The organism is Nocardioides ginkgobilobae, assembly GCF_054781275.1.
The window spans coordinates 336,114-361,451 of record NZ_BAAGUS010000001.1; the positions used below are offsets into that span (position 1 = coordinate 336,114).

Sequence of the window (25,338 nt, forward strand, 5' to 3'; positions counted from 1 at the left end):
ATCGGCGCCGAGTGAGCGGGCCCCGGCCGGTCGGCCGGGGGAAGGGCTCGGTCAGGCCACGTCGCGGGCGAAGGTGGTCCAGCGCCCGACGACGGTGAGGACGGCGGCGTACGCGAGGAGCACGAGGGCGCCCGCCCAGCCCGGCAGCAGGTCGCCCCCGCCACCGCTGATCTCGCCGAAGAGCGAGGCTCCGACAACGGAGTCGGCGGCGGCGCCGGGGAGGAAGGCCGCGACGCCGGAGAGGGAGTCGACGGCCGAGAGGCCCAGCCGGGCGATCGGCTCGACGAACTGGGTGAAGGCCAGCACCGCGACGATGGCGGCGACCTGGTTGGGGACGACGGCGCCGAAGGCAGCGCCGAGCACGGCCCAGAGGCCGGTGACGAGGATCCCGAGGCCGACGACCCGCAGGACCGCGGGGTCGGTGAGGAAGATGCCGTCGCCGGCCAGCTCGAGGACCGGCGCGGAGGTGGCGAGCAGGCCCGCGACGCCGAGCACGCCGTACAGCAGGCCGACCGCAGCCGCGACGACGAGCTTGGCGGCGAGCAGGACGCCGCGGCGCGGCTCCACGAGCAGCGACTGGGTCAGCGTGCGGTGCCGCACCTCGGTCGTCACCAGCAGGGTGCCGACGAGCAGCGGGAAGACGTACCCGATCGCGTTCAGCGTGCCGAGCACGGCGAGCGCCGCGTCGACCCCGGTGATCGCGGGGGTGTCGGGGCTCGGTGGCGCGGCGGCGAAGGTGAACGCCAGCACTGCGCCCATGAAGGCGAGGTAGGCGGCCATCCCGAGGCCGAGGACCCACCACAGCGCGGTGCTGGTCAGCTTGCGCCACTCGGCGAGCAGCGCGACGTCGAAGCGGTGCGAGGTGCGGCTCACGAGGCGGCTCCGGTCAGTCGCAGGAAGACGTCCTCGAGGTCGGCTCCCCTGGTGGTCAGCTGGTGCAGCTCCAGTCCGGCAGCGTGGGCAGCCGCCCCGACGGTGGCGGCGTCGACGTCGTCGACCTGCGTGCCACGGTCGCGCGGGGCGGCGACCCAGCCCCGCTCGGCGCACAGGGCTGCGAGCGCGGCGGGGTCGGGCGTCTCGACGTACGTGCTGACCCCCGCGAGCGCCGCGAGGTCGGCCAGCGAGGAGGCGTGCACGAGCCGCCCCTTCGCGATGACGACGACGTCGTCGACGGTGTGCTGCACCTCGGCGAGCACGTGGCTGGAGACCAGGACGGTGCGGCCCTCCGCCGCCAGGTGGCGCAGGAAACCGCGCAGCCACACGATCCCCTCCGGGTCGAGCCCGTTGGCGGGCTCGTCGAGCAGCAGCGCCGGCGGGTCGGCGAGCAGCGCGGTGGCCAGGCCCAGCCGCTGCCGCATGCCCAGGGAGTAGCCCCCGACCTTCCGGTCCCCGGCGGGACCGAGGCCCACCAGCTCCAGCACCTCGAGGCAGCGCTGCCGGTCCACCCCCACCTGGGGCGCGTACGCCGTCAGGTGGCCCAGCCCGGTGCGACCGGGGTGGAAGCCGGTCGCCTCGAGCGCTGCCCCGACGAGCGCCCTGGGGACCGGGTGCTCGGCGTAGGGCCGACCGCCCACCAGGGCGCGGCCGTCGGTGGGCCGCACGAGCCCGAGCAGCATCCTCAGGGTGGTGGTCTTGCCGGACCCGTTGGGACCCAGGAAGCCGGTCACGCGCCCGGGGTGGACCTCGAAGGTGAGGTCGTCCACGGCGCGGACCGGTCCGAACGACTTGCCGAGGGCCTCGACGGCCAGGACGGGGGCATCCATGCCCCCGACCGTATCGAGGGGTAAGGACCCCCGTTCACCCGGGAACCCCTGCCGGGGACGCGCTGTCGAGCGAGCGGCACGGTGAACCGGCGACGCCGTGACCCGCGTGTCGAGACCGCGGGGACGCGGGTCTCGACGACGGCTCGCTGGCGCCCGCGTGCGACCAGCCGTCAGAGCGCCAGCCGCTCCCGCACCACGTCGGCGAGCCCGTCGGCGACCCGCTGCGCCTCGGCCTGGGTCGGCGCCTCGACCATGACCCGCACCAGCGGCTCGGTGCCCGAGGCGCGCAGCAGCACCCGACCGGAGTCGCCGAGCGCGTCCTCGGCCGCGGCGACCGCCGAGAGCAGCACCTCGTCGTCGGTGCGCCCGCGGTCGACACCGGGGACGTTGACCAGCACCTGGGGCAGCCGGACCACGGGCTCGGCGAGCTCGCGCAGGCTGCGCCCGGTCCGCTTCATCCGCGCCATCACCTGCAGTGCGGTGAGCAGGCCGTCGCCGGTGGTGGCGTGGTCGCCGAGGATGACGTGACCGGACTGCTCGCCGCCGACGGACCAGCCGCCGGAGCGCATCGCCTCGAGGACGTACCGGTCGCCCACGGCCGTCTGCTGCACGCGGATGCCGGCGTCGCGCATGGCGTGGTGGAGCCCGAGGTTGCTCATGACGGTGACGACGAGGGTGTCCTCGTGGAGCCGCCCCCGGTCCTTGAGCGCCACGGCCAGCAGCGCGAGCAGCTGGTCGCCGTCGACGGTGAGGCCGGTGTGGTCCACGGCCAGGCAGCGGTCGGCGTCGCCGTCGACCGCGAAGCCGGCGTCGGCGCCGTGCTCGAGCACGGCCTGGCGCAGGGCGCGCAGGTCGGTGGAGCCGCACCCGGCGTTGATGTTGAGCCCGTCGGGGCGGTCGCCGATCGGGATGACGGTGGCGCCGGCGGCGGCCAGCGCCCGCGGACCGACCTCGTGCGCCGCGCCGTGCGCGCAGTCGAGCACCACGGTCAGCCCGTCGAGACGCAGCCCGTCGAGGGAGCCCACGAGGTGCGCGGAGTAGTCGGCCACGGTGGAGGCGTACGGCGTCACGCGTCCCACGTCGGCCCCGGTCGGCAGCGCGACCGGGGTGTCCATGGCCTCCTCGATGGCGGCCTCGACGGCGTCGTCGAGCTTGTGCCCTCCGCGACCCAGCAGCTTGATGCCGTTGTCGGGCATCGGGTTGTGGCTGGCGGAGATGACCACGCCGAGGTCGGCCTGCAGCCGGTCGGTCAGGTAGGCCACACCCGGCGTCGGGACCACCCGCAGGCGCAGCACGTCGACCCCGGCGGAGGCCAGTCCGGCCACCACCGCGTGCTCGAGGAACTGCCCGGAGATCCGGGTGTCGCGACCGACCACCGCGAGCGGACGGCGGCCCGGGGCGGTGCCCCCGACCAGCACGCGTGCGGCGGCCTCGCCCAGATGCAGAGCGAGGTCCGCGGTCAGGTCGCCGTTGGCGAGACCGCGGACCCCGTCCGTGCCGAAGAGTCGTCCCACGTGAGAGACGACCGGATCAGCGCTTGGAGAACTGAGGCGCCTTGCGCGCCTTCTTCAGACCGGCCTTCTTGCGCTCGATGACGCGCGCGTCGCGGGTCAGCAGACCGGCCTTCTTCAGCGTCGGGCGGTTGGCCTCGACGTCGACGGCGTTGAGGCAGCGGGCCACGCCCAGGCGCAGCGCGCCGGCCTGGCCGGTGATGCCGCCGCCGTGGATGCGGGCGATGACGTCGAAGCGACCCTCGAGCTGCAGCTGGGCGAACGGCTCGTTCACGACCTGCTGGTGCAGCTTGTTCGGGAAGTAGGAGTCGAGGGTGCGACCGTTGATGGTCCACACGCCGGTGCCGGGGACGATCCGGACGCGGGCGACGGCCTCCTTGCGGCGGCCGGTGGCCGCGGCGGGGGCGATCGTGGCGGGGCGGGCCTCGAAGTCGGCACTGGGCGCGGACTCCGAGGAGTAGGCGATGCCCTGCTCGTCGGTGGTGTAGGTCTCCTCGACCTCGGTGGTCTCGGTGGTGGCGGAGTCAGCCATGTCTAGGTCCTTGTTCTCGTCGTCGATTACTGGGAGATCTGGCTGATCTCGAACGGGGTGGCCTGCTGGGCGGAGTGCGGGTGCGCGGGGCCCGAGTAGACCTTGAGCTTCTTGATGATCTGGCGACCCAGCTTGTTCTTGGGGAGCATGCCCCACACGGCGCGCTCGACGACCTGGCGGGCGTCCTTCTCCAGCAGCTCGCCGTAGGGCGTCTGCGAGAGGCCGCCCGGGAAGCCGGAGTGGCGGTAGGCCATCTTCTTGGTCGGCTTGGAGCCGGAGAGCGAGACCTTCTCCGCGTTGATGATGATCACGAAGTCGCCCATGTCCATGTGGGGGGCGAAGGTCGGCTTGTGCTTGCCACGCAGGAGGTTGGCGGTGGTGGTCGCGAGGCGACCGAGCACGACGTCGGTCGCGTCGATGACGAGCCACTCGCGCTGGACGTCAGCGGGCTTGGGGCTGTAGGTGCGCACGGCAGTACTACCTGTTCGTTCGTCGGTCCCGACCGGGGGTGCCCGGTCGGGGTGGTGCTGCTGCGGCTCCTGACGAACACGGCCTGGTTCGCACCGACCCACCCGGCCGCTCCTCACGGGGAGACCGGGTGCGGCTCACGTCCAGATCTGCACACCGGCACGAGGCACGGCGCGCGGCAGGAGTCGCGACAGGCAAGACTAGGGCTCTGCTGCGGCGTACGCCAAAACGCGAGGCGGGCACCACGTCGGCTGGCGACGTACGCCGCGGGTGCGGCTCCCCCGCGCGCGCGAGCCGGTCCGTGGGACACCCGGTTCCCGCCGCCGCCGATCGCGGACTAGAGTCGATCGGCGTGACCGAATCTCTGACAGTCCGTGACAACCGCACCGGACAGGAGTACGACCTCCCGATCACCGACAACACGATCGCGGCCAAGGACCTCGGCCAGATCAAGCTCGGTGACGACCAGCCCGGCCTCGCCACCTACGACCCCGGGTTCGTCAACACCGCCTCCTGCCGCTCGGCCGTCACCTACATCGACGGCGAGAAGGGGATCCTGGAGTACCGCGGCTACCCCATCGAGCAGCTCGCCGAGGGCTCGACCTTCCTCGAGGTCGCCTACCTGCTCATCCACGGTGCGCTGCCCACGAAGGCGGAGTACGAGCAGTGGGAGCACGACATCACCTTCCACACGTTCGTGCACGAGAACGTGAAGGGCTTCATGGAGGGCTTCCGCTACGACGCGCACCCGATGGGGATGCTGATGGCGTCGGTGGGGGCCCTCTCGACGTTCTACCCCGAGGCGTCGATGATCCAGGACGCCGAGAACCGGCAGATGCAGATCGTCCGGATGATCGCCAAGATGCCCACGCTCGGCGCCTGGTCCTTCCGGCACGCCCAGGGCAAGCCGTTCGTCTACCCCGACAACGAGCTCTCCTACACCGCCAACTTCCTCTCGATGCTCTTCAAGATGAGCGAGAGCAAGTACGAGGCCGACGAGCGCCTCGTGCGGGCGCTGGACACCCTGTTCATCCTGCACGCCGACCACGAGCAGAACTGCTCCACCAACGCGGTGCGCTCGGTCGGCTCCTCGCAGGTCGACCCGTACTCCGCGGTCGCCGCCGGCATCGGCGCGCTCTACGGCCCGCTGCACGGTGGCGCCAACGAGGCCGTGCTGCGGATGCTGCGCCGCATCGGCAACAAGTCCGAGATCCCCGCCTTCATCGAGGGCGTGAAGAACGGCAACGAGCGGCTCATGGGCTTCGGCCACCGCGTCTACAAGAACTACGACCCGCGCGCCAAGATCATCAAGAAGGCCTGCGACGACGTCTTCGAGGTCACCGGGGTCAACCCGTTGCTCGAGATCGCCCAGGAGCTGGAGAAGATCGCGCTCGAGGACGAGTACTTCGTCAAGCGCAAGCTCTACCCCAACGTCGACTTCTACTCCGGGCTGATCTACGAGGCCTTCCAGTTCCCGCCGGAGATGTTCACGGTCCTCTTCGCCATCGGCCGCACCCCCGGCTGGCTGGCGCAGTGGCTGGAGCTGACCCAGGACAAGGAGCAGAAGATCGCCCGTCCCAAGCAGATCTACACCGGTGACCGCGGGCTGGAGTTCACGCCCCGCGAGCAGCGGTGGGCCTGAGCGGGTCTGCTCGAGCCTGCGAGAGCAGACCCGGCCGAAGGCGGTCGAGCGAGCGCGCGGCCGAGCCTGCGAGGCCGCGGCCGCGGGTCGAGACCCAGTGAGGAACGCGTGGACATGAGCCACACGAGCACGACCCCGGACGATGCGTCCGGGGTCGTCCCGTCCGTGCGGGGGGTCGTGTGGGACCTCGGGAACGTCATCGTGGACTGGGACCCCCTCCCCGCGATCGCGGCGGGCGTCGGCGAGGCCGAGGCCCGCGAGTTCCTCGCCTCGATCGACTTCATGGCCTGGAACCACGGCCCCGACTCCGGGGACTCCTGGGACGACGCGCAGGCATGGCTGGAGCGTGAGCACCCACGCTGGGCCGCCGCCGGTCGCGCCTACCGCGAGCACTTCCCCGCCTCGTTGCTCGGCCCGGTGCCGGGCACGGCCGCACTGCTGCACGAGCTGCACGCCGCCGGTGTGCGGCAGGTGGGGCTGACCAACTGGTCCGACGAGCTCTACCACGCCCACGCCCCCCGACTCTTCCCCGAGCTGGCCCTGCTCGACCCGGTCGTCGTCTCGGGCACCGAGGGCGTCGCGAAGCCCAACCCGGCGGCGTACGCCGTCGCGGTCGAGCGCGCCGGACTCGCGCCCCGGGAGCTGGTCTTCGTCGACGACCGCGCGAGCAACGTCGAGGCGGCCGTGGCCTGCGGCCTGCAGGGGCTGGTCTTCACCGACGCCGCGACCCTCCGTGTCGACCTGCGGAGGCTCGGGCTGCCGGTCTGAGGTCAGCGGGTCGAGGTGCGGGTCGAGGTGCGGGTCGAGGTGCGGTGACGCGCTCCTCCGCGTCCTCAGGCCTCGACCCAGGCCTCGACTCGGGCCTCGAGGCACACCTCGACCCACGTCCCGACCCCGCCCCGGACCTCGGAGGTCAGAGGTGGTCCGGGACGACGAGCGCGTCCGGGTCCTGCCGCGGGGGTACGCCGGCGAGGGCCGCCTGCACGAGGGCGACCCGCGCCTTCAGCACCACGGCGCGGCGCAGCCGGCCGCCGGGGGTGGCGTCGAGCTGCTCCCGGACGACCTGCTCGACCTGGGCGTCGGTGTAGGTCGGCCGGGTCCCGGTGGCGACCTCGACGTCCGGGAGGGCCACCAGCACGGGCAGCACCTGGTCGCCGAGGGAGTCGAGCAGCTGGTAGCGCTGGTAGCGGGTCATGCCGGCCCACACCTGCTCGACGTCGCGCCTGCGGTTCGAGCGGCGCACGGCCAGCACCGACTTCGCCGCCGCCTCCATCGCCCGGGTCAGTTCGTGCTCGGTGAAGCGCATGGGGGCATGGTGCCAGGGGTCGGTGAGGCGGTTTCAGCGGCCGGGACGCACGCCGTTCACGCGCTCCGCTCGGTCGGCACCGACAGCCACGGCACGCCACCGAGGGCCTTGCGGTAGCGGACGTGGTCGGCGTACCCCTCGAGCGTGCGCCACAGCACCTGGTGCGCCGCCCACGGCAGCGGCTCCTCCCCGGTGCGCCAGGAGTCGCCGAAGGAGATCCAGACCGGGGTCCAGTCCGACGCCAGGTCCCAGGCCCCCCGCCGAGCCATCAGCATCCGGCGGCGCAACTGGAACGCCTGGCGCGGGCCGTCGAGGCAGACCGGGGCGGTCGCGACCGGCCACAGCCGCAGGTCGAGGGTCATCAGGTGCACCTCGAGGTCGTGCAGCACCGCGGGATCGACCAGGACGGTCGCCACGTTCTCGTGCGGCACGCGCTCCACGGGAGCACGTTCCGTCACTGCGCGGCGACCGTCAAGGCCTCAGCCACCGCGGGTCCCGTGGCTCGCTGCGCTCGCACCTCGACCAGCGACGGGGGCCCTCAGTTGACCTGGCGCTCCCGGCCGTCCCAGTAGGGCTGGCGCAGCTCACGCTTGAGGATCTTGCCGGTCGGGTTGCGCGGCAGCAGCTCGAGCACGTCGATGCTGCGCGGGCACTTGTAGTGCGCGAGGTGCTCGCGGCAGTAGTCGATGAGCTCCTGCTCGGTGGCGCTCTGGCCCTCGTGGAAGGAGACGACCGCCTTGACCGACTCGCCCCAGGTGTCGTCGGGGACGCCGATGATCGCGACCTCCATGACCGCCGGGTGCTCCGCCAGGACCCGCTCCACCTCGGGGCTGTAGATGTTCTCCCCGCCGCTGATGATCATGTCCTTGAGCCGGTCCTCGACGAAGAGGAAGCCGTCGGCGTCGAGGCGACCGAGGTCGCCCGAGCGGAACCACCCGTCCTCGGTCACGACCTCCGCGGTGGCCTCGGGCTTGTTGAGGTAGCCCTGGAACATCTGCGGCGTGCGCAGCCAGACCTCCCCCGCCTCACCGGTGGCGACGTCCTCCAGCGTGCCCGGGTCGACGATCCGGATCTCGACGCCCGGGACGGCGCGACCCGCGGAGATCAGCCGCTCGGGGTGCCCCTCGGGGATGGCGGTGCGGTGCTCGTCGGGCATGAGGTGGGTGACGACACCGGCCACCTCGGTCAGGCCGTAGACCTGCATGAAGTCGGTGTCGGGCCAGGCCTCCATGGCCGCGCGCAGCAGCGGTGGCGGCATGGGCGCGGCGCCGTAGGTGTAGGTCTTCAGCGCACCGAAGAGCTTCACCGCGTCCGGGCCGGACTGCAGCACCTGGGCGAGCACGGCCGGCACGAGGAACGTGCGGTTGGCCCCGGCCATGATCGCCCCGGCCAGCGACATCCCGTCGGGGTCGCGGGTCATGACGCTGGGGACGCCGTCGTGGAGCCCGAACAGGACGTAGGAGGAGCCCCCGACGTGGAAGAGCGGCATCGCGACCATCGACTTGTCGCCCGGCTCGAAGCCCCAGCCGTCGTGGGCGTTGATCGTGTGGCTGACCATGTTGCGGTGGCTGAGCATGACGCCCTTGGGCCGCCCGGTCGTGCCGGAGGAGTACATGACCAGGCAGGTGTCCTCGGGTGACACGTCGGCCGGGCGCTCCATCGGCTCGGCGCCGGCGAGCAGCTGCTCGTAGGGATCGGAGTCGCCGCCCTCGGGGGTCACCTCGATGACGTGCTGGACGTGGGTGAGCCGGTCGCGGATCGCCTCGATGGTCGGCATCAGCTCGGTGCCGACGACCAGCACCGTCGCCCCGGAGTCGTTGAGCGCGTAGTCGATCTCGTCGCCGGCCAGCCGGAAGTTGATGATCGCGTTGGCCGCGCCGAGGTCGCCGGCGGCCAGGCTCAGCTCCACGCACGCGGGATGGTTCTTGTCGAGGAAGGACACCGTCCCGCCGCGACCGATCCCCAGGCCCGCGAGGGCTCCGGTGAGCCGACGGACGCGCTCGTGGGTCTCGGCGTACGTCCAGCTCCGGCCGAGGTAGCTGAAGCACTCGGCGTCGGGCGTCGTGGCGGCCCAGTGGGCCAGCCGGTCCCCCACGAAGCGGGGCTCGGGGGCGTCGGAGGTGTCGATCCAGGTGGCCTGCGGGCCGGACGCGGTGGCGGTCATGCGGCGAGTGTGGTCGAGGTCACAGGCTCGCTCAAGGGCTGGCGCGCACCGGTTGGTTTTCTTCCGAGCCGTCCAGCCGCGTCTCAGCCTCGTCACAGGCGCCGGCGCCACAGTGGTGGGCATGGACCTGACCCCGAACCCGCGCCGCGACCAGGACGGCGCCACGACGCCCCCGTCCGACCACACCCCCCGCGCGGACGAGGGTCCCGCCCACGAGCCGACCCGCGACCTCGGCCCGATCTGGCAGGCCCCTCCCCCGTCGTACGCCGCAGCGCCGGTGCCGCCGGCCGGCGAGCGGCGTCCGCGCCGCCTCGGCCTGGCCGCCGCCGTCGTGGCCACGTCGGTGCTGGCCGGTGCGGCCGCCGGCGTCGGCGGCGCGGCCGCGTGGGACGAGTGGGGTCCCGAGGACACCACGTCCACGTCCGTCACCCCGGCCGGGACGTCCCAGGTCTCCGACAGCAGTGCGGCGCCGAGCGCGCCGGCGCCCGACGGCTCGGTGCAGGCCGCCGCGGAGGCGGTGCTGCCCTCGGTGGTGCGGCTCAACGTCCGCGGCTCCGAGGAGGCCGGCTCGGGGTCCGGCATCATCCTGAGCGAGGACGGCACGATCCTCACCAACCACCACGTGGTCGAGCCGGCCCTGGACGGCGGCACCATCTCCATCGACTTCGCCGACGGCAGCCACGCGGTCGCCGAGGTCCTCGGCTCCGACCCCCTCACCGACACCGCGGTGATTCAGGCCCAGGACGTCAGCGGCCTCGTGCCCGCCACGCTGGGCAGCTCCGGCGGCCTGCGCGTGGGCCAGGACGTGGTGGCCATCGGCAGCCCCTTCGGCCTCGACGCCACCGTCACCAGCGGCATCGTCTCGGCGCTGGACCGCCCGGTCGACGTGGGTCGCGACGCCGAGGGCAACGCCACGGTCTACCCCGCGGTCCAGACCGACGCGGCGATCAACCCCGGCAACTCCGGCGGCCCGCTGATCGACCTCGCGGGGCGGGTCGTGGGGATCAACTCCTCTATCCGGACCGCGGGTGGGGCCAGCCCCTTCGGCGGTGGCGGGGCGGGCTCGATCGGTCTCGGGTTCGCCATCCCGATCGACGAGGTGATGCCGATCGTCGAGCAGATGATCGCCGGCGAGACCCCGACCCACGCCCGGCTCGGCATCTCGGTCAGCGACGTCGGTGCGGCCGCCCCCGGCGCCGACGGCGAAATCCCGGTGACCGACGGCGCACTGGTGCGCACCATCGGCGAGGGCTCCACCGCCGCGGACGCGGGCCTCGAGGAGGGCGACGTCATCACCCGGATCGACGACGTGCTCGTCACCAGCGCCGACTCCCTGGTGGCGACCATCCGCTCCTACCGTCCCGGTGACGAGGTCGAGGTGGCCTACGAGCGCGACGGCGAGGAGCAGGTCGTGACCCTCGTCCTGGACTCCGACGCCGAGGAGTCCTGACCCGCACCTCCCCTCTCCCGGGGTCGGCGCCGCTGCCTGGCCCCGGGAGCGGCCGGGGCGCGGCCCCTCCCTCCGCGTCCCGGTCCGCGCGACCCCGGCCACCGGCCCGTCTCCGGGTGGTCGGGGTCGTGGCACGTCCACGACCCACTCCTCGGCCGCCCGGCACCTCCGTCGGCCAGTCATGGCGAGGGCCGCCGCGGCTCACAGCCTCCGCTCGAACACCCCGCACCGCTCGACGGGGACGAACCCGAGCCGCTCGTTGACCCCCACCATGTGGGCGTTGGACTCGGCGTTCCAGGTCAGCACGTGCTCGACCGGGCCGGCGGGGTCCTCGGCGGCCTGCAGACGTCGCAGCGCGGCCACCTTGAGCGCGAGGCCGAGACGGTGCCCACGGTGGTCGCCGTGGACCAGCGTCCCCCACTGGTAGGCCCGCCCGGGCTCGTGCACGGTCGTGACCACCTCGGTGTAGCCCACCGCCGTGCCGTCGGGCGCCAGCGCCACCGCCCGGTATGCCGTGCGCCCCTGCGCCACGAGCAGCTGCTCGCCCTCGCGCACCGCGACGGTGTTGGCGACCTGGGCCTCCACCTGCAGGTCCCCGGTGGGGGCCTCGGTGCTGAGGCTGGCGTCCATCTCCGCCCAGGCCTGGAGCAGGTCCTCGGGCACCGGACCGGTCCACGACCGGATGGTGTACCCACCCAGGTCGGGCTCCAGGGCGTCGAGGACGGCGTCGGCGACCGGCAGCCGCAGCACCCGCATCACCTCGAGGTTGCCCAGCGCGAAGCCGTGGTGCCGCGCGAACTCCACCCCGGGGCTGCCCGCCCCGTCGGTCGAGGAGCCCCACGGCCAGTCCACCTCCGCGTGGACGGTCGTCCGGCCCTGCGCCCCGACCTCGGCCAGCAGGTGCGCGAGCATCGCCGACCCGTGGCCCCGCCGCCGCTGCGGTGGGTCGACCGCGACGGCGACCTCGGCGGTGCCGGTGTTGTCGAGCATCGGCAGCGCCGTGACCCCGAAGGCGACGGCGGTCCCCCCGACCGTGCCGACGTACGCCGCCGTCGACCGCGCCCGCCGGAGCGACCGCAGCTGTGCGGTCAGCTCGGGCAGCGTCCAGGTCGTCGCGTTCTCCCCGCGGTCGTGCAGCCCGGCACGCCAGGCGACGCCGTGCCAGGCGGCCAGCGCCGCGTCGTCCTCGACGTCGACCCGCGAGACGGTCAGCTCACCGGGCACGCTGCACCCTCCCCTCGTCCCACACGGGACCGTCGGACTCGTAGACCTCGCCGTCGGCTCCGTAGACCAGGAACCGGTCGAAGCCGCGCGCGAACCAGCGGTCGTGCGTCACCGCCAGCACCGTCCCCTCGTACGCCGCCAGCCCCTCCTCCAGCGCCTCGGCCGACTGCACGTCGAGGTTGTCGGTCGGCTCGTCGAGCAGCAGCAGCGTCGCTCCCGACAGCTCTAGGAGCAGGATCTGGAACCGCGCCTGCTGGCCGCCCGAGAGCGACTCGAAGGTCTGCTCACCCGACGACGCCAGCTCGTAGCGGTCCAGCACCCGTGCGGCCTGCTCGCGCCCCATCCCCTGCCGCCCGTCGGGGTGCCCGTCGCCGCGGTGCAGGATCTCCAGCAGCGTGCGGCCCACCAGCTCGGGGTGGTCGTGGGTCTGCACGAACCACCCCGGCCGCACCCGCGCGCCGAGCTTGGCGACGCCGGTGTGCGCGACCGGCGCGATCGGTTCCTCCCCCACCGGCCGGTTGCCGACGTCGGGGTCGGTGCCGCCGGCCGCGAGCAGCCGCAGGAAGTGCGACTTGCCGGACCCGTTGGAGCCCAGGACGGCCACCCGCTCGCCGTACCAGACCTCGAGGTCGAAGGGCCGCATGAGACCGGTGAGCTCGAGCTGCTCGCAGACCACGGCCCGCTTGCCGGTGCGCCCGCCCTTGAGCCGCATCTGCACCTGCTGCTCGCGCGGCTGCTCGGTCGGCGGCCCCGCCTCCTCGAACTTGCGCAGCCGCGTCTGCGCCGCCTTGTACGCCGCGGCCATGCCGTCGTTGAACTCCGCCTTGATCTTCAGCCTCAGCACGAGGGCCTTGAGCTTGGCGTGCTCCTCGTCCCAGCGCTTGCGCATCTCCTCGAAGCGGGCGAACCGGTCCTGGCGCGCCTGGTGGTAGGAGGAGAAGCCGCCGGGGTGGGTCCACACGGAGTTGCCCGCGAAGCCCAGCTCGACGGTCACGACCCGGGTGGCGGTGTTGTCGAGCAGCTCGCGGTCGTGGCTGATCATGAGCACGGTCTTGTCGCTGGCGCGCAGCCGCTGCTCGAGCCAGATCTTGCCCGGGACGTCGAGGTAGTTGTCCGGCTCGTCGAGCAGCAGCACCTCGTCGGGGCCGCTGAGCAGCGACTCCAGCACGAGCCGCTTCTGCTCGCCCCCGGACAGGGTCGACAGCGACCGGTGACGCGCGCGCTCGTAGGCGGTGCCGAGCGCGGCGGTGGTGACCACGTCCCAGGTGACCTCGAGGTCGTAGCCGCCGGCGTCGGCGTACTCCGCCAGCGCCTCGGCGTACCGCATCTGGGTGGGCTCGTCGTCGGTGTCCATGAGGGCGAGCTCGAGGCGGTCCACCTCGTCGGCGGCCGCCCGCACCCGCGGCGGGGCGACGCTGCGCAACAGGTCCGCGACGGTGGGGTCGTCCCCCAGGCCGGCCTTGACGTCCTGCCGCATCACGCCCAGCCCGCCGCTGCGCGTGACGACGCCGGCGTGCGGCGCGAGGTCGCCGGTGATGATCCGCAGCAGGGTGGTCTTGCCGGCGCCGTTGGCGCCGACGAGCGCGACCTTGGCGCCCTCCCCGACCCGGAAGGACACGTCGTCGAGCAGCACCCTCCCGTCGGGCAGCTCGTACCTGACCCCGGCGACGTCCACGTGACCCACGAGCGGTGATTGTCCGCGACGGGGCGCCGGGGGTCACCTCGTTATCCGACACCCGCTGGTCGAGCTGCGAGCGCGACGAGCCACGGGCCCGGGCCGCCGGTCGGGGTGGCGCGGGCCTTGGTGTCCTGCGTCATAGTGAGGCCATGCAGCTCGCACTGTCGCCCGAGGACCAGGCCTTCCGCGCCGAGATGCGGGAGTTCTTCACCACGAAGGTGCCGGAGGAGATCCGCACCAAGGTGCTCGAGGGGAGGGAGCTGACCAAGGAGGAGATCGCCGGCAGCATGAAGCTGCTCGACGACCACGACCTCGCCGTGCCGCACTGGCCCGAGGAGTGGGGCGGCCGCGGCTGGACCGAGCTCCAGAAGCACCTCTACCACGAGGAGATGCAGGCCGCCGGCTGCCCCGTCCCGCTGGCGTTCAACGCCTCCATGATCGGCCCGGTCATCGCGCACTTCGGCAGCCAGGAGATGAAGGAGCGCTTCCTGCCGAAGACGAAGTCCTGCGAGATCTGGTGGAGCCAGGGCTTCTCCGAGCCCGACGCCGGCTCCGACCTGGCCAGCCTGCGCACCAGTGCGGTGCGCGACGGTGACGACTGGATCGTCAACGGCCAGAAGACCTGGACCACGCTCGGCCAGCACGGCGACTGGATCTTCACCCTCGTGCGCACCGACCCCGAGGTGAAGAAGCAGGCCGGCATCTCGATGCTGCTCATCGACATGAGGAGCCCGGGCCTGACCGTGCGGCCGATCGAGCTGATCGACGGCGGCCACGAGGTCAACGAGGTGTGGTTCGAGGACGTCCGCGTCCCGGGCGAGAACCTCGTCGGCGAGCCCGGCCAGGGCTGGACCATGGCCAAGTTCCTGCTGGGCAACGAGCGCGTCGGCGTCGCCCCCGTGGGCGCCACCAAGGCCGCGCTGGCCCGTGCCAAGAAGCTCGCCCCCGAGCGCCTGTCCGAGCCCCTGGTGGCCGCCCGCGTCGCCGAGCTGGAGAACGAGCTGCTCGCCCTCGAGCTCACCGCGCTGCGCGTGGTCGCGCACTCCGCCGACGGCGAGCCGCACCCCGCCTCGAGCGTGCTCAAGCTCAAGGGCACCGAGCTGCAGCAGGCCGTCAGCGAGCTGCTCGTCGACCTCGCCGGTCCCGGCAGCCTGGCCTCGGGCGCCGGTGCGCTCGAGGGCGACGGCGGCGAGGGCCTGCCCGACTGGACGAGCCGGGTCGCCCCGACGTACCTCAACTTCCGCAAGGCCTCGATCTACGGCGGCTCCAACGAGGTGCAGCGCCAGATCATCAGCCGCACGATCCTGGGCCTCTGAGGCCGGGGAAGGACGACGCGACATGGACTTCAGCTACGACGACGAGCAGGACGCCCTCCGCGACGCCGTGCGCGGCCTGCTGGGCAAGGCCTACTCCGACTTCGAGCAGCGCCGCCAGACCACCAAGGCCGACCCGGGCTTCTCCGAGGAGGTCTGGTCGCAGATGGCCGAGATGGGCCTGCTCGGGCTGCCCTTCGCCGAGGAGGACGGTGGCGTGGGCGCCGGCCCGGTCGAGGTCGCGATCGTGTGCCAGGAGATCGGTCGGGTCATCGCGCCCGAGCCCTTCCTGCACGCGGTCGTCCTCGCCGGCGGGCTCGTGCAGGCCTGCGGCACCCCCGACCAGCGCCAGGAGGTCCTCGGCGCGCTGGCCTCGGGCGAGCGGCTGCTGGCCCTGGCCCACGACGAGCCCGGCTCGCGCTGGGCACCGACCGCCTCGGCGGTCACCGCGGCGCAGGACGGCGACTCCTGGACGCTGAGCGGCACCAAGGAGCCGGTCGTCCAGGGCGCCCGCGCCGACCAGCTGGTCGTCAGCGCGAAGCTCCCCGACGGCGGCACCGGTCTCTTCCTCGTCGAGGGCGAGGCCTGCGAGCGCACCGGCTACCCGACGTACGACGGTGGGCGCGCCGCCCGGGTCCGGTTCGACGCGACCCCGGCGACCCCGCTGGGCGAGGCCGGGCGCGACGTGACGGGCAGCATCGCCGTGATCCAGGACCTCGGCCGGATCATGGCCGCCAACACCGCGATCGGCGCGATGGAGGTGGCGCTGCGCACCACGTGCGGCTACCTCACCAGCCGCAAGCAGTTCGGCGTCACCCTCAACACCTTCCAGGCGCTGACCTTCCGTGCCGCGGACATGTACGTCTCGCTCGAGCTGGCCACCAGCGTCGTGCAGTGGGCGACCATGGTGCTCTCGTCCGGTGACCCCGCACGCGTGCACGACGCCGCGGCCCGCGCCGGCCTCCAGGCCAGCCGTGCCGCCCGGCACGTCGGCCAGGAGGCGATCCAGCTGCACGGCGGCATCGGCATGACCGCGGAGTACAGCGTCGGTTCCTACACCGCCGTGCTCACCGCGCTCGACCACCTGCTGGGCGACGGCGACCACCACCTGGTGACGCTGGCTGACGCGGTGGCCGAGCACGACGCGATCGACCCGCTCGCCGTCGGCTGAAACCGGGACACGGTCACCAAGACCTGTCCCTAGACTCCCGGCATGTCCGGGACGACCGAGCGACCCCAGCGCGCCCACGACGGCCAGGCCGGTCCCCGCGTGCGCCCCGAGACGGGCGCCCGGGCCCGGACCCTGGCCGTCTCGGCGTACCTCGTGCTCCTCGTGGCCTGGTCGAGCACCATCGGCATCCCCAACGACCCCATCGGGGTCTTCCTGTGGATCTGGGGCGCCTTCGTCGCCTGGGACGTGCAGGCGCCGCGTGACTGGCACCTGCGCTTCCCCCGCGACTGGTGGCCGGTGCTGCTGGGCCTGGTCGTCTACTGGTTCACCCGGGGCCTGGTCGACGAGCTCGGGCTGCCCGTCCACGTGCAGATGCCGATCGACGTCGACACCTGGTTGGCCGGGCTGGTCGGGTGGGACGCCATCCCGACCGAGGTGCTGCAGCAGGCGTGGTGCGGCGACCCGTGCACGCGGGACCTGCCTCCACGGTGGTGGGACCGGGTGCTCACCACGGTCTACGCCTCGCACTTCCTCGTGGGCCTGACCCTCGCGGCGGTGCTGTGGGTGCGCGACCGCGGGCACTGGTGGACCTGGATGCGCCGCTACCTCGCCATCAACTACGCCGCGCTGGTCATCTACCTCGTCTACCCCATGGCGCCGCCGTGGATGGCGTCGCAGGACGGTGCCATGGGCGCGGTCGAGCGGATCACCAGCAGGGGCTGGGCCGGCACCGGCCTGGACCGCGCCAACATCGTGCTGCAGGGCATGGGCAACCCGGTCGCGGCGATGCCGTCCCTCCACGCCGGCATCGCCTTCCTCGTCGCGATCCACGGCGTGCAGCGGCTGCGGCACCCCTCGCGCTGGCTGCTGCTGGCCTACCCCGCGGCGATGTCGCTGGCGCTGGTCTACTTCGCCGAGCACTACGTCGTCGACATCGTCGCCGGAGCGGCCCTGGCACTCGCCGTGGTGGTGCTCGTGGGTCGCTGGGAGCGCCGCCGGTCCGGCCCCGTGGAGGGCGGTCCGCTCGCCGGTGCGTCCGGCGGTACCGTCCTCGCATGACGCGATCCCGGCGCGCCGCGCTGCTGCCCCTGCTCTGCCTGCTCCTCCCCCTCGGCCTCGCCGCCTGCGGGGGTGACGACGACAGCCCCGTCGACGGGGTCGAGGTCGAGAGCACCGTCGAGGGCGGCGAGGAGGTCGGCACCGACCTGGTCACGTTCGAGCTGCCCGACGGCTGGGCCGTCCTCGACCAGGAGGCCATGGGCGACCGCGTCGGCTCCGATGCCAACCCGATGCTCGAGGAGATGTCCGAGCGGCTGGGCGTGACCCCGGAGCAGCTCGCCGTCCAGATGGACGCCGTCGAGCTCTACGCCGCCGCCCCCGGTGGTGCGGTGGACGGCTTCCTCACCAACGTCAACCTCATCGAGCAGCCCCTGCCCTCCGGAGGGCTGCCCGAGCCCGAGGGCATCCGCCCCGACCTGATGGCCTTCGCCGACGAGGTCGGCGACATCACCGCGATCGAGGGCGACCTGGAGGGCCTGCGCGCGGAGTACACCGTGTCCTCCGGCGGGCTCGAGGTGCGCGGCGAGCAGCTCTACGTCGAGGTCGGGGACCAGCTCGTCATCATCAGCGTCTCGGCCGCCCGGGCCGAGGACGCCGCGGAGGTCGCCGACCTGGTCGAGGAGACCCTCCGCGCGGCCTGAGCCTCGATCACCGTCGTACGCCGGGTGCCGGGCGGTCCCCGGGCACGCCCACCCCGCGGGTCGGACCGCCGCGACCGCCGGCCTGGCACAGTGGCCCCGTGACCGACCTGCACCCCGACCTCGACCCCGCCACCGGGGCCCTGCTCTCCTTCCTCGCCGCGGCCGGCGCGCCGCCGATGTGGGAGCAGACCCCCGAGGAGGCCCGCGCGGGCTTCCGCACGCTCGCCGTCGACCTGCGCGACGACTCGCTGCTCCCGCCGATGGCCTCGGTCGAGGAGCGCAAGGTCCCCGGCGGCGCCGGCCCGCGGCCGGCACGGGTCTACCGCCCCGAGGCCGACGGCCCGCTGCCGACGGTGCTGTTCCTGCACGGCGGCGGCTTCGTCATCGGTGACCTGGACACCCACGACCTGGCCTGCCGCACGATCGCCCGCGACTCCCGCGCCGTGGTCGTCTCCGTCGACTACCGCCTCGCCCCCGAGCACCCGTTCCCGGCCGCCGTCGAGGACACCCTCGCCGCCGCGGACTGGATGGTGGCGCACCTCGACGAGCTCGGCGGCTCCGAGCGCACCGGCGTGGCCGGCGACTCCGCCGGCGGCAACCTGGCCGCCGTGGCCGCCCAGCACCTGCGCGACGCCGGGCACCCGCTGACCGCGCAGCTGCTGATCTACCCCGTCACCGAGATGGGCGCCGACACCGAGTCCTTCCGCGACAACGCCGAGGGCTACTTCCTCGACGCCGAGACGATGGCCTGGTTCGGCCGGCAGTACGCCGGGCCCGACGCCTCCGCCGTCGACCCCACCGACCCGCGGCTCTCCCCCCGGCTCGGCGAGCTGTCCGGGCTCGCACCGGCGGTGGTCGTCACCGCCCAGTTCGACCCGCTCCGCGACGACGGTGACGCCTACGCCCACGCCCTCGCCGAGGCCGGCGTGCACGTCGAGCACCGCCGCTTCACCGGGCTGATCCACGGCTTCGTCGACATGGGCCGGCACTCCCCGGCCGCCGACGCCGCCGTCGCCGAGACCTGCCGCCTCTTCGGGGAGCTGCTCCACCGCTGACTCGGCGCTGGTTCAACACTCACTCGGCGCCCGTTCGACACTCACTCGGCGCCCGTTCGACACTCACTCGGCGCCCGTTCGACACTCACTCGGCGCCCGTTCGACGCTCACTCGGCGCAGACGCGACGACGAGGCGCCGCGGTCGCAGGGGCGCCGCAACCGGCCTGCGCCAGAGCTGCGTGCGCTGGGTCACGGCGCACCGGCGCCCGGGCTGCTTGGATGGCGAGATGCTCGACTGGAACACGTTGCTCTCCGGCGCCACGACCGACCTCGCCCGGCTCGCCGCCGAGGTCGACCTCACCGCCGCGGTGCCGGCGTGCCCTGAGTGGTGCGTGGCCGACCTGGTCGAGCACGTCGGCAGCATCCACCAGTGGGCGCGGCACGCCATCGTCGAGCAGAACCCCGAGGGCACCCCCGAGCCGGCGCCGAGCGACCTCAGCACCCTGCCTGCGTGGTACGCCGGGCACGCCGGCGACCTGCTCGAGACCGTGACCGAGCGCGAGCCCACCGACCCCGCCTGGACCTTCGGCCGCCGCGTCGGGACGGTCGCCTGGTGGGCCCGGCGACAGACCCACGAGACGCTCATCCACACCCGCGACGTGCTCGCCGCCGCCGGCCGGACGCAGGAGTGGGCCATCGACCCGGTCGTGGCGTGGGACGGCGTGCTGGAGGTCGAGGAGACCTTCTACCTCCGCCAGGTGCGGCTGGCCCGGATGGAGCCGCTGCCGGCCACGCTGCTGCTTCGGGCGACCGACGTCGACGCCGATCCGCTCCGGCTGGGCGACGGCGCTCCCTTGGTGGAGGTCGCGGCGACCGCCGAGGAGCTGCTCCTGCTGCTGTGGCACCGCACCACCACCGCGGATCCGGTCGCGGCCGAGCTGCTCGCGCACCCGATCACGCCCTGACCGGCTGACTGAGCGGCTGACCCACCGGCCCGCCCTCACTCGGCCCGGCGCGTCTCCAGCACCCGGAACCCCTTCGCTGAAGCCAGCCTCGTCGTCGGCCACCCCTGCTCCCCCAGCCACCGCTGCAGTGAGTCCGCCCCCAGGTTCTTGCCGACGACCATGACGGCCCGCCCCCCGGGCACCAGCCGCGGCAGCCAGGTGAGCAGCAGCTCGTGCAGCGCCTCCTTGCCGATCCGGATGGGCGGGTTGGACCAGATCTCGTCGTACGTCGCCGCGGGGTCGACCTCGGTGGGGACCGCCGCGACGTAGCGGTCGGCGACCCCGAGCGCGGCGGCGTTCTCCCGGGCCAGCAGCACCGCGCGCTCGTTGACGTCGACCGCGGTGACGCTCACCGCCGGCGAGGCGACGGCGGCAGCCAACCCGATCACGCCGTAGCCGCAGCCCAGGTCCAGGACCCGGCCCGAGGCAGGCGGCTCGGTCTCGCGGAAGAGCACGGCGGTGCCGGAGTCGAGCCGGCCCCGGGCGAAGACCCCCGACCCCGTGTCCAGCCGGAGGTCGACGCCCCACACCGACACCTCGACCGGCTCGCGCCGGAAGGGCACCGAGGGGTCGGCGGTGAAGTAGTGCTCGTCCTCGCTCACGCGTCCTCCTCCGCGGCCGCGGCGACGGGCGCCCTGCGGGCCCGGGTCTGCTCGGCCCGCGCGGCCAGCTCCTCGTCGTCGGGGTAGGCGACCTCCTCGAGCGTCAGCCCGTGCGCCGGCGCGACGGTGACCTCCGGGGAGCGGCTCGCGGAGGCGAGCACCGAGGCCGGCCACCCGACCGGGCGCCGACCCTCCCCCGTGGCCAGCAGGCAGCCGACGAGCGCGCGCACCATCGAGTGGCAGAAGGCGTCCGCGCGCACCGTCGCCTCCAGCACCCCGTCGGGGCGGCGGACCCACGACAGGTCGAGCAGGGTCCGCACGGTGGTCGCGCCCTCGCGCTGCTTGCAGAACGCCGCGAAGTCGTGGAGCCCCAGCAGCGGCGCGGATGCCTCGGCGAGCGCGTCGAGCGACAGCGGTCGCGACCACGACAGCACGTGCGAGCGGGTCAGCGGGTCGACGGACGCAGGACGGTCCGCGACCCGGTAGGCGTAGCGCCGCCAGGTCGCCGAGAACCGCGCGTCGAAGCCCGCGGGCGCCTCGACGACGCGGCGCACCACGACGTCGGCCGGGAGGATGCCGGCCAGCCGGCGCTGCAGCGCCTCCAGCGGGGGCTCGGGCGAGCGGCCGGCGGAGGCGGCCAGCTCCTCGGCGGTCGTGTCCACGTGCAGCACCTGGCCGCGCGCGTGCACCCCGGTGTCGGTGCGACCCGCGCACACGACGGGCGCGCGCAGCAACCCGCCCGTCGGCGTACGACGGCGCAGCGCGACCGCCAGCGCCTGCTCCACCTCGCCCTGGACCGTCCGCAGCCCCGGCTGGGCGGCCCACCCGTGGAAGCCGGAGCCGTCGTAGGCGAGGTCGATCCGCAGCCGCACCGGCCCATCCTCCCGTGCCGGGCGACCCGCGGACAATTCACCTGCGCGTGACACCGCGGGTGGGTCCCCGAACCTAGGCTGCGGGCGTGAGCACCCCCACGGGCCCCGCGGCGCCCGCGACGAGGAGTTCCACCACGCCGTGACCGAGCTGCTCTCGGACTGGGGGTCGACCGTCGCCGAGGCCGAGGTCGTGACGGTCAAGATCGTGGCTGCCGAGCAGGACGGCCTGGTGCTGGCGATCCGCGACTTCCTGGACCGCATGGGGATGCCGCACCGGGTCTACGACCCGGAGAGCGAGGTCGGCCTGACGCTCCGCTCGATGCACCCCGTGGCGGGGCCCAACGAGCCTGACTACCCCCTCGTCCACATGGTCGAGCGCCCCGGGGTCCGTGCGCGCAGCGTCCGCGACGTCGCGGCGATGATGTACGGCGCGCCGGGCGACCTCGAGGTCAGCGGCACCGTCGACGTAGCGGTCGTCGGCGCGGGGCCGGCCGGGCTGGCCGCGTCGGTGTACGCCGCGTCGGAGGGCCTCTCGACGGTCGTCGTCGAGGCCGAGGCGATCGGCGGCCAGGCCGGCACGAGCTCGATGATCCGCAACTACCTCGGCTTCCCCCGAGGCATCTCCGGGATGCGGCTGGCCCAGCGTGCCCGCAACCAGTCGCTCCGCTTCGGCACCCGCTTCTTCACCGGATGGGAGGTCTCGGCGCTGGAGGTCGGCCGCGGCGGCGCACCGCACGTGGTGCGCACCGACGGGGGCGACGTGCGCGCCCGCACGGTCGTCGTCGCCACGGGCGTGGCCTACCGACGGCTGCGGGTCGAGCCGCTCGAGGAGCTGGTCGGGCGCGGGGTCCACTACGGCGCGGCCATGACCGCGGCGCGCGAGATGGAAGGCCAGGACGTCTTCGTCGTGGGCGGCGGGAACTCCGCCGGCCAGGCTGCGGTCCACCTCGCGCGCTTCGCCGCCTCGGTCACGATCCTGGTGCGGCGGGAGTCGCTCGTGGAGACGATGTCGAGCTACCTCGTCAACGAGATCGAGCACAACAGCCGCGTCACCGTGCGCGCCTTCACCCGGGTCGTCGACGGCGGCGGGGAGGCGCGGCTGGAGTGGCTGGCGCTGGAGGACGTGCGCTCAGGTGCGGTGGAGCGGGTGGTTGCCCAGGGGCTGTTCCTGCTGCTGGGCGCCGAGCCGCACTGCGAGTGGCTGCCCTCGGACGTGGCGCGCGACGACCGCGGCTTCGTGCTGACCGGCCGCGACGTGCCGCGCGAGCACTGGGTCGAGGGCCTCCCGCCGGCCGAGCTCGCGACCACGGTCCCGGGGGTCTTCGCCGTCGGCGACATCCGCGCCGGCTCGATGAAGCGGGTCGCGGCGGCCGCCGGCGAGGGCGCCTCCGTCGTCCCCCTCGTCCACGCCTACCTCACCTGACCCCGTCACAGCCGTCCTCGCCGGACCGGCGCGTCCTCCCGGAAGGACCTGCCGGCCCGGTCCCGAGGCCGGGTGGCTCAGAGCTCGTGGCGGTACGGCGGGTCCGCACCGGGCCGCGACACCGTCACCGCGGCCGCGCGACCGGCGTGTGCCAGCAGGTCCTGCACGACCGACTCGGCCGGTGACTCCAACCGCCCACCCAGCAGGCCGTGCGTCCAGAGCCCGTCGACCAGCGCCGCGGCGAAGGTGTCCCCCGCGCCGATCGTGTCGGCCACCGTGACCGGCCGGGCGTCCACGCTGATCCGGCGTCCGGTCTCGACCCAGGTCGCTCCCTCGCCGCCGCGCGTCACCACGACCGCGCGGGGTCCCAGCCCGGCGAGCCGGTCGGCCGCGGCGTCGACGGGCAGGTCGGGCCACAGCACCTCGAGGTCCTCGTCGCTGACCTTGACGACGTCGGCGAGCGCGACGAGCCTCTCCACCGTCGCCACGACGTCCGCCCCGGTGCCGGTGATCGAGGGCCGCGCGTTGACGTCGTAGGTCACCGTCGCCCGTGGCCGCAGCCGCTCCACCAGCCCACGCACCGAGTCCGCACCCGGCGCGAGCACCGCCCCCAGGGAGCAGACGTGCACGGCCTGCGGCACGGGCTCGTCGGGGACCGGGCCCAGGCGCCAGTCGACGTCGAACTCGTAGGACGCCGACCCGTCCGGGCCGATCGTCGCCACCGCCGAGGAGCTGCGCACCACGACGTGCGGGTCCGCGGCGAGCGCCACCCCGGCACGCGCCAGGTGGTCGGCCAGCACCGCGCCACGCTCGTCGTCGGCGTACGCCGTCGCGAACCGCACCCGCCGCCCCAGCCTCGCCAGCGCCACCGCGACGTTGGCCGCGCTGCCGCCGGCCCGCTCCACGACCGTGCCGTCGGCCGCGTGCACCACGTCGACGAGAGCCTCCCCGACCACCAGCACGTCCGGTTCCATGGCGGGTTGTCTAGCACGTCGGGCCCCGTCCCGTGGTCGAGGTGCGTCCTGTGGCCAGGGTCGAGGCCTGCGTCGAGGTCCCGGCACGCGCCCCACCGCGTCCCTGCACCTCGACCCGCACCTCGACCCGCACCTCGACCCGCACCTCGACCCGCAGGTGGGCGGAGCCGATGCCCTACCGTGCCGCGGGTGACGATCCACGCCCTCGACCCCGGCTCGGCCGACCCGCCCTTCGAGCAGCTGCGCCGCCAGGTGGCGACCCGCGCGGCATCGGGCGACCTGGCCGCCGGCACCCGGCTGCCGACGGTCCGGGCCCTGGCCGAGCAGCTGGGCGTGGCCGCGGGCACCGTCGCACGGGCCTACAAGGAGCTCGAGGCCGACGGCGTGGTCGTCACCGAGGGCCGCCGCGGCACGTTCGTCCGCAGCGGTGCGGCCGCCACCAGCAGCGACGCCCGCGCCGCGGCCACGACGTACGCCGTCGAGGCCCGCCGGCTCGGGCTCGGTCTCGACGAGGCGACCCGTCTGCTGGAGGAGGCCTGGCGCCGGTGAGGTACGTCGTGGTCGGGGCCGGCGCCGTCGGTGGCGGCACCGCCGCGCTGCTCCACGAGGCAGGTCGCGACGTGCAGCTCGTCGCGCGCGGGCGGACTCTGGCCGCCCTGCGGGCCGACGGCCTCGATCTCGCGGTGGGTGAGGGCGCGCGCGCCGTCCCGGTGCCCACGCTGGCCGGGCTGCACGAGGCGACCTGGGACCGGCAGAGCGTCCTGGTCCTCGCGGTGAAGTCGCAGCACACGCCCGACCTGCTCCCGGCCCTGGCCCACGTCCCCGCCCACGTCCCCGTGCTGTGCCTGCAGAACTCCGTGGCCAACGAGCGGCTGCTGCTCGCGCACCGCGACCCGGCCACCGTGCACGGGGTGGTCGTGATGATGCCGGCCAGCAGCCTGCGCCCGGGCTCGGTGGTGCTGCACTCCCTCGGGCGCCCCGGCCTGCTCGACCTCGGTCTGGCCACCGGCGGCCTCGACCACGTCGACCGCGCGGTCGCCGCGGACCTCGTCGCCGCGGGGTTCGACTCGGTGCCGCGCGAGGACGTCATGGCCTGGAAGCGCCGCAAGCTGCTGCTCAACCTCGGCAACGCCGTCGACGCGGCCTACCGGGAGGGCCCCGAGGCCGACGAGCTCGTCGACCAGGTGCGACGGGAGGGTGTCGCCGCCTTCGCGGCCGCCGGGCTCCCCGTGGTGGGCGAGGAGGAGGACCGGGTCCGCCGTGGCGAGCTCTTGCGTCCCCTGGTCCGTCGCGACGAGGCCGGGAGCTCGACCTGGCAGAGCATCCAGCGCGGCACGGGCGACACCGAGGCGGACCTCCTCAACGGCGAGGTCGTCCGCCTCGGCGCGAGGTACGCCGTGGCGACCCCTGCCAACGCGGCCGTGCTCAGCGACGTGCAGGCCCTGGCCGCGAGCCGCGGGCGGCCACGCTCCCTCGACGCCTCGACGGTCCTGGCCCGGCTCTGACCACCGCCGGACCGGCCGCGTGCGCGCACGCCCGCACCGGT

Annotated in this window: 25 protein-coding genes; 12 read left to right on the forward strand and 13 right to left on the reverse strand. The window is 73.9% G+C overall.

What is annotated here, in order from left to right; translation table 11 throughout:
• Nucleotides 1–51: 51 nt before the first annotated feature.
• The 5 genes from ACYVID_RS01655 to rplM all read right to left on the reverse strand — a co-directional run bounded on the left by ACYVID_RS01655 (nt 52) and on the right by rplM (nt 4,276).
• Entirely contained in the window at nt 52–873 is an 822-nt protein-coding gene (locus ACYVID_RS01655) for an ABC transporter permease (protein WP_460733800.1), read from the reverse strand.
• On the reverse strand, nt 870–1,763 hold the full coding sequence (locus ACYVID_RS01660; RefSeq protein WP_460733802.1) for an ATP-binding cassette domain-containing protein: 894 nt from the start codon (nt 1,761–1,763) through the stop codon (nt 870–872). The genes ACYVID_RS01655 and ACYVID_RS01660 overlap by 4 nt, the downstream gene beginning before the upstream one ends.
• A gap of 170 nt (nt 1,764–1,933) precedes the next feature.
• Nucleotides 1,934–3,277 (reverse strand): phosphoglucosamine mutase, encoded by a 1,344-nt coding sequence (glmM, locus tag ACYVID_RS01665; protein WP_460733804.1) that lies wholly within the window; start codon nt 3,275–3,277, stop codon nt 1,934–1,936.
• 16 nt (nt 3,278–3,293) lie between these two features.
• A complete protein-coding gene (gene rpsI, locus ACYVID_RS01670; RefSeq protein ID WP_300645644.1) occupies nt 3,294–3,806 on the reverse strand; it encodes a 30S ribosomal protein S9 in 513 nt (170 codons plus the stop codon).
• Between the two features lie 26 nt (nt 3,807–3,832).
• Nucleotides 3,833–4,276: a 50S ribosomal protein L13 gene (gene rplM / locus ACYVID_RS01675; protein WP_460733806.1), complete on the reverse strand. Its 444-nt coding sequence runs from the start codon at nt 4,274–4,276 to the stop codon at nt 3,833–3,835.
• 350 nt (nt 4,277–4,626) lie between these two features.
• On the opposite strand from rplM, the gene ACYVID_RS01680 reads away from it, so the two are divergent.
• Together ACYVID_RS01680 and ACYVID_RS01685 are read left to right on the forward strand one after the other, a co-directional pair.
• Nucleotides 4,627–5,916, forward strand: a complete 1,290-nt coding sequence (locus ACYVID_RS01680; RefSeq protein WP_460733808.1) for a citrate synthase — start codon at nt 4,627–4,629, stop codon at nt 5,914–5,916.
• Between the two features lie 114 nt (nt 5,917–6,030).
• The gene (locus tag ACYVID_RS01685) at nt 6,031–6,684 is read left to right on the forward strand and encodes an HAD family hydrolase (protein WP_460733810.1); all 654 of its coding nucleotides are present in this window, start codon (nt 6,031–6,033) and stop codon (nt 6,682–6,684) included.
• Nucleotides 6,685–6,829: 145 nt separating this feature from the next.
• On the opposite strand, the gene ACYVID_RS01690 is transcribed toward ACYVID_RS01685, so the two are convergent.
• The 3 genes from ACYVID_RS01690 to ACYVID_RS01700 all read right to left on the reverse strand — a co-directional run bounded on the left by ACYVID_RS01690 (nt 6,830) and on the right by ACYVID_RS01700 (nt 9,386).
• Nucleotides 6,830–7,222 carry a hypothetical protein gene (locus ACYVID_RS01690; RefSeq protein ID WP_460733812.1) on the reverse strand — a complete coding sequence of 131 codons (393 nt, stop codon included), beginning with the start codon at nt 7,220–7,222 and terminating at the stop codon, nt 6,830–6,832.
• Between the two features lie 56 nt (nt 7,223–7,278).
• On the reverse strand, nt 7,279–7,653 hold the full coding sequence (locus tag ACYVID_RS01695; protein WP_460733814.1) for a hypothetical protein: 375 nt from the start codon (nt 7,651–7,653) through the stop codon (nt 7,279–7,281).
• Between the two features lie 107 nt (nt 7,654–7,760).
• The gene (locus ACYVID_RS01700; protein ID WP_460733816.1) at nt 7,761–9,386 is read right to left on the reverse strand and encodes a long-chain-fatty-acid--CoA ligase; all 1,626 of its coding nucleotides are present in this window, start codon (nt 9,384–9,386) and stop codon (nt 7,761–7,763) included.
• Between the two features lie 121 nt (nt 9,387–9,507).
• Here ACYVID_RS01700 and ACYVID_RS01705 point away from each other — a divergent pair, with 121 nt between their 5' ends.
• Nucleotides 9,508–10,836: a S1C family serine protease gene (locus ACYVID_RS01705; RefSeq protein ID WP_460733818.1), complete on the forward strand. Its 1,329-nt coding sequence runs from the start codon at nt 9,508–9,510 to the stop codon at nt 10,834–10,836.
• A 201-nt stretch (nt 10,837–11,037) separates the two neighbouring features.
• Here ACYVID_RS01705 and ACYVID_RS01710 read toward each other — a convergent pair whose 3' ends face one another.
• Nucleotides 11,038–12,060 (reverse strand): GNAT family N-acetyltransferase, encoded by a 1,023-nt coding sequence (locus ACYVID_RS01710; protein ID WP_460733820.1) that lies wholly within the window; start codon nt 12,058–12,060, stop codon nt 11,038–11,040.
• Entirely contained in the window at nt 12,050–13,744 is a 1,695-nt protein-coding gene (locus ACYVID_RS01715; protein ID WP_460733822.1) for an ABC-F family ATP-binding cassette domain-containing protein, read from the reverse strand. Before ACYVID_RS01715 ends, ACYVID_RS01710 begins: the two co-directional genes overlap by 11 nt.
• A 143-nt stretch (nt 13,745–13,887) precedes the next feature.
• On the opposite strand from ACYVID_RS01715, the gene ACYVID_RS01720 reads away from it, so the two are divergent.
• The 6 genes from ACYVID_RS01720 (at nt 13,888) to ACYVID_RS01745 (ending at nt 19,882) form a co-directional block, all read left to right on the forward strand.
• Nucleotides 13,888–15,054, forward strand: coding sequence for an acyl-CoA dehydrogenase family protein (locus tag ACYVID_RS01720; protein WP_460733824.1), 1,167 nt, complete (start codon nt 13,888–13,890; stop codon nt 15,052–15,054).
• Nucleotides 15,055–15,076: 22 nt separating this feature from the next.
• Nucleotides 15,077–16,222: an acyl-CoA dehydrogenase family protein gene (locus ACYVID_RS01725; protein ID WP_460733826.1), complete on the forward strand. Its 1,146-nt coding sequence runs from the start codon at nt 15,077–15,079 to the stop codon at nt 16,220–16,222.
• A 42-nt stretch (nt 16,223–16,264) separates the two neighbouring features.
• Entirely contained in the window at nt 16,265–17,281 is a 1,017-nt protein-coding gene (locus tag ACYVID_RS01730) for a phosphatase PAP2 family protein (protein ID WP_460733828.1), read from the forward strand.
• Entirely contained in the window at nt 17,278–17,922 is a 645-nt protein-coding gene (locus ACYVID_RS01735; protein ID WP_460733830.1) for a hypothetical protein, read from the forward strand. The genes ACYVID_RS01730 and ACYVID_RS01735 overlap by 4 nt, the downstream gene beginning before the upstream one ends.
• 98 nt (nt 17,923–18,020) lie before the next feature.
• Nucleotides 18,021–18,977: an alpha/beta hydrolase gene (locus tag ACYVID_RS01740; RefSeq protein WP_460733832.1), complete on the forward strand. Its 957-nt coding sequence runs from the start codon at nt 18,021–18,023 to the stop codon at nt 18,975–18,977.
• 227 nt (nt 18,978–19,204) lie between these two features.
• Nucleotides 19,205–19,882 (forward strand): maleylpyruvate isomerase family mycothiol-dependent enzyme, encoded by a 678-nt coding sequence (locus tag ACYVID_RS01745; RefSeq protein WP_460733834.1) that lies wholly within the window; start codon nt 19,205–19,207, stop codon nt 19,880–19,882.
• A gap of 35 nt (nt 19,883–19,917) precedes the next feature.
• Here the strand turns inward: ACYVID_RS01745 and ACYVID_RS01750 are convergent, their stop codons facing one another.
• Together ACYVID_RS01750 and truA are read right to left on the reverse strand one after the other, a co-directional pair.
• Complete coding sequence (locus ACYVID_RS01750) at nt 19,918–20,523, reverse strand: class I SAM-dependent methyltransferase (protein ID WP_460733836.1); 606 nt, start codon at nt 20,521–20,523, stop codon at nt 19,918–19,920.
• Nucleotides 20,520–21,395, reverse strand: coding sequence for a tRNA pseudouridine(38-40) synthase TruA (truA, locus tag ACYVID_RS01755; RefSeq protein ID WP_460733838.1), 876 nt, complete (start codon nt 21,393–21,395; stop codon nt 20,520–20,522). Before truA ends, ACYVID_RS01750 begins: the two co-directional genes overlap by 4 nt.
• A gap of 139 nt (nt 21,396–21,534) precedes the next feature.
• On the opposite strand from truA, the gene ACYVID_RS01760 reads away from it, so the two are divergent.
• Nucleotides 21,535–22,818 (forward strand): NAD(P)/FAD-dependent oxidoreductase, encoded by a 1,284-nt coding sequence (locus ACYVID_RS01760; protein ID WP_460733840.1) that lies wholly within the window; start codon nt 21,535–21,537, stop codon nt 22,816–22,818.
• Between the two features lie 77 nt (nt 22,819–22,895).
• Here the strand turns inward: ACYVID_RS01760 and ACYVID_RS01765 are convergent, their stop codons facing one another.
• Nucleotides 22,896–23,792 (reverse strand): carbohydrate kinase family protein, encoded by an 897-nt coding sequence (locus ACYVID_RS01765; protein WP_460733842.1) that lies wholly within the window; start codon nt 23,790–23,792, stop codon nt 22,896–22,898.
• Nucleotides 23,793–23,981: 189 nt separating this feature from the next.
• Here ACYVID_RS01765 and ACYVID_RS01770 point away from each other — a divergent pair, with 189 nt between their 5' ends.
• Both ACYVID_RS01770 and ACYVID_RS01775 read left to right on the forward strand, forming a co-directional pair.
• Complete coding sequence (locus ACYVID_RS01770; protein WP_460733844.1) at nt 23,982–24,341, forward strand: GntR family transcriptional regulator; 360 nt, start codon at nt 23,982–23,984, stop codon at nt 24,339–24,341.
• A complete protein-coding gene (locus ACYVID_RS01775) occupies nt 24,338–25,297 on the forward strand; it encodes a ketopantoate reductase family protein (RefSeq protein ID WP_460733846.1) in 960 nt (319 codons plus the stop codon). Before ACYVID_RS01770 ends, ACYVID_RS01775 begins: the two co-directional genes overlap by 4 nt.
• Nucleotides 25,298–25,338 lie beyond the last annotated feature (41 nt).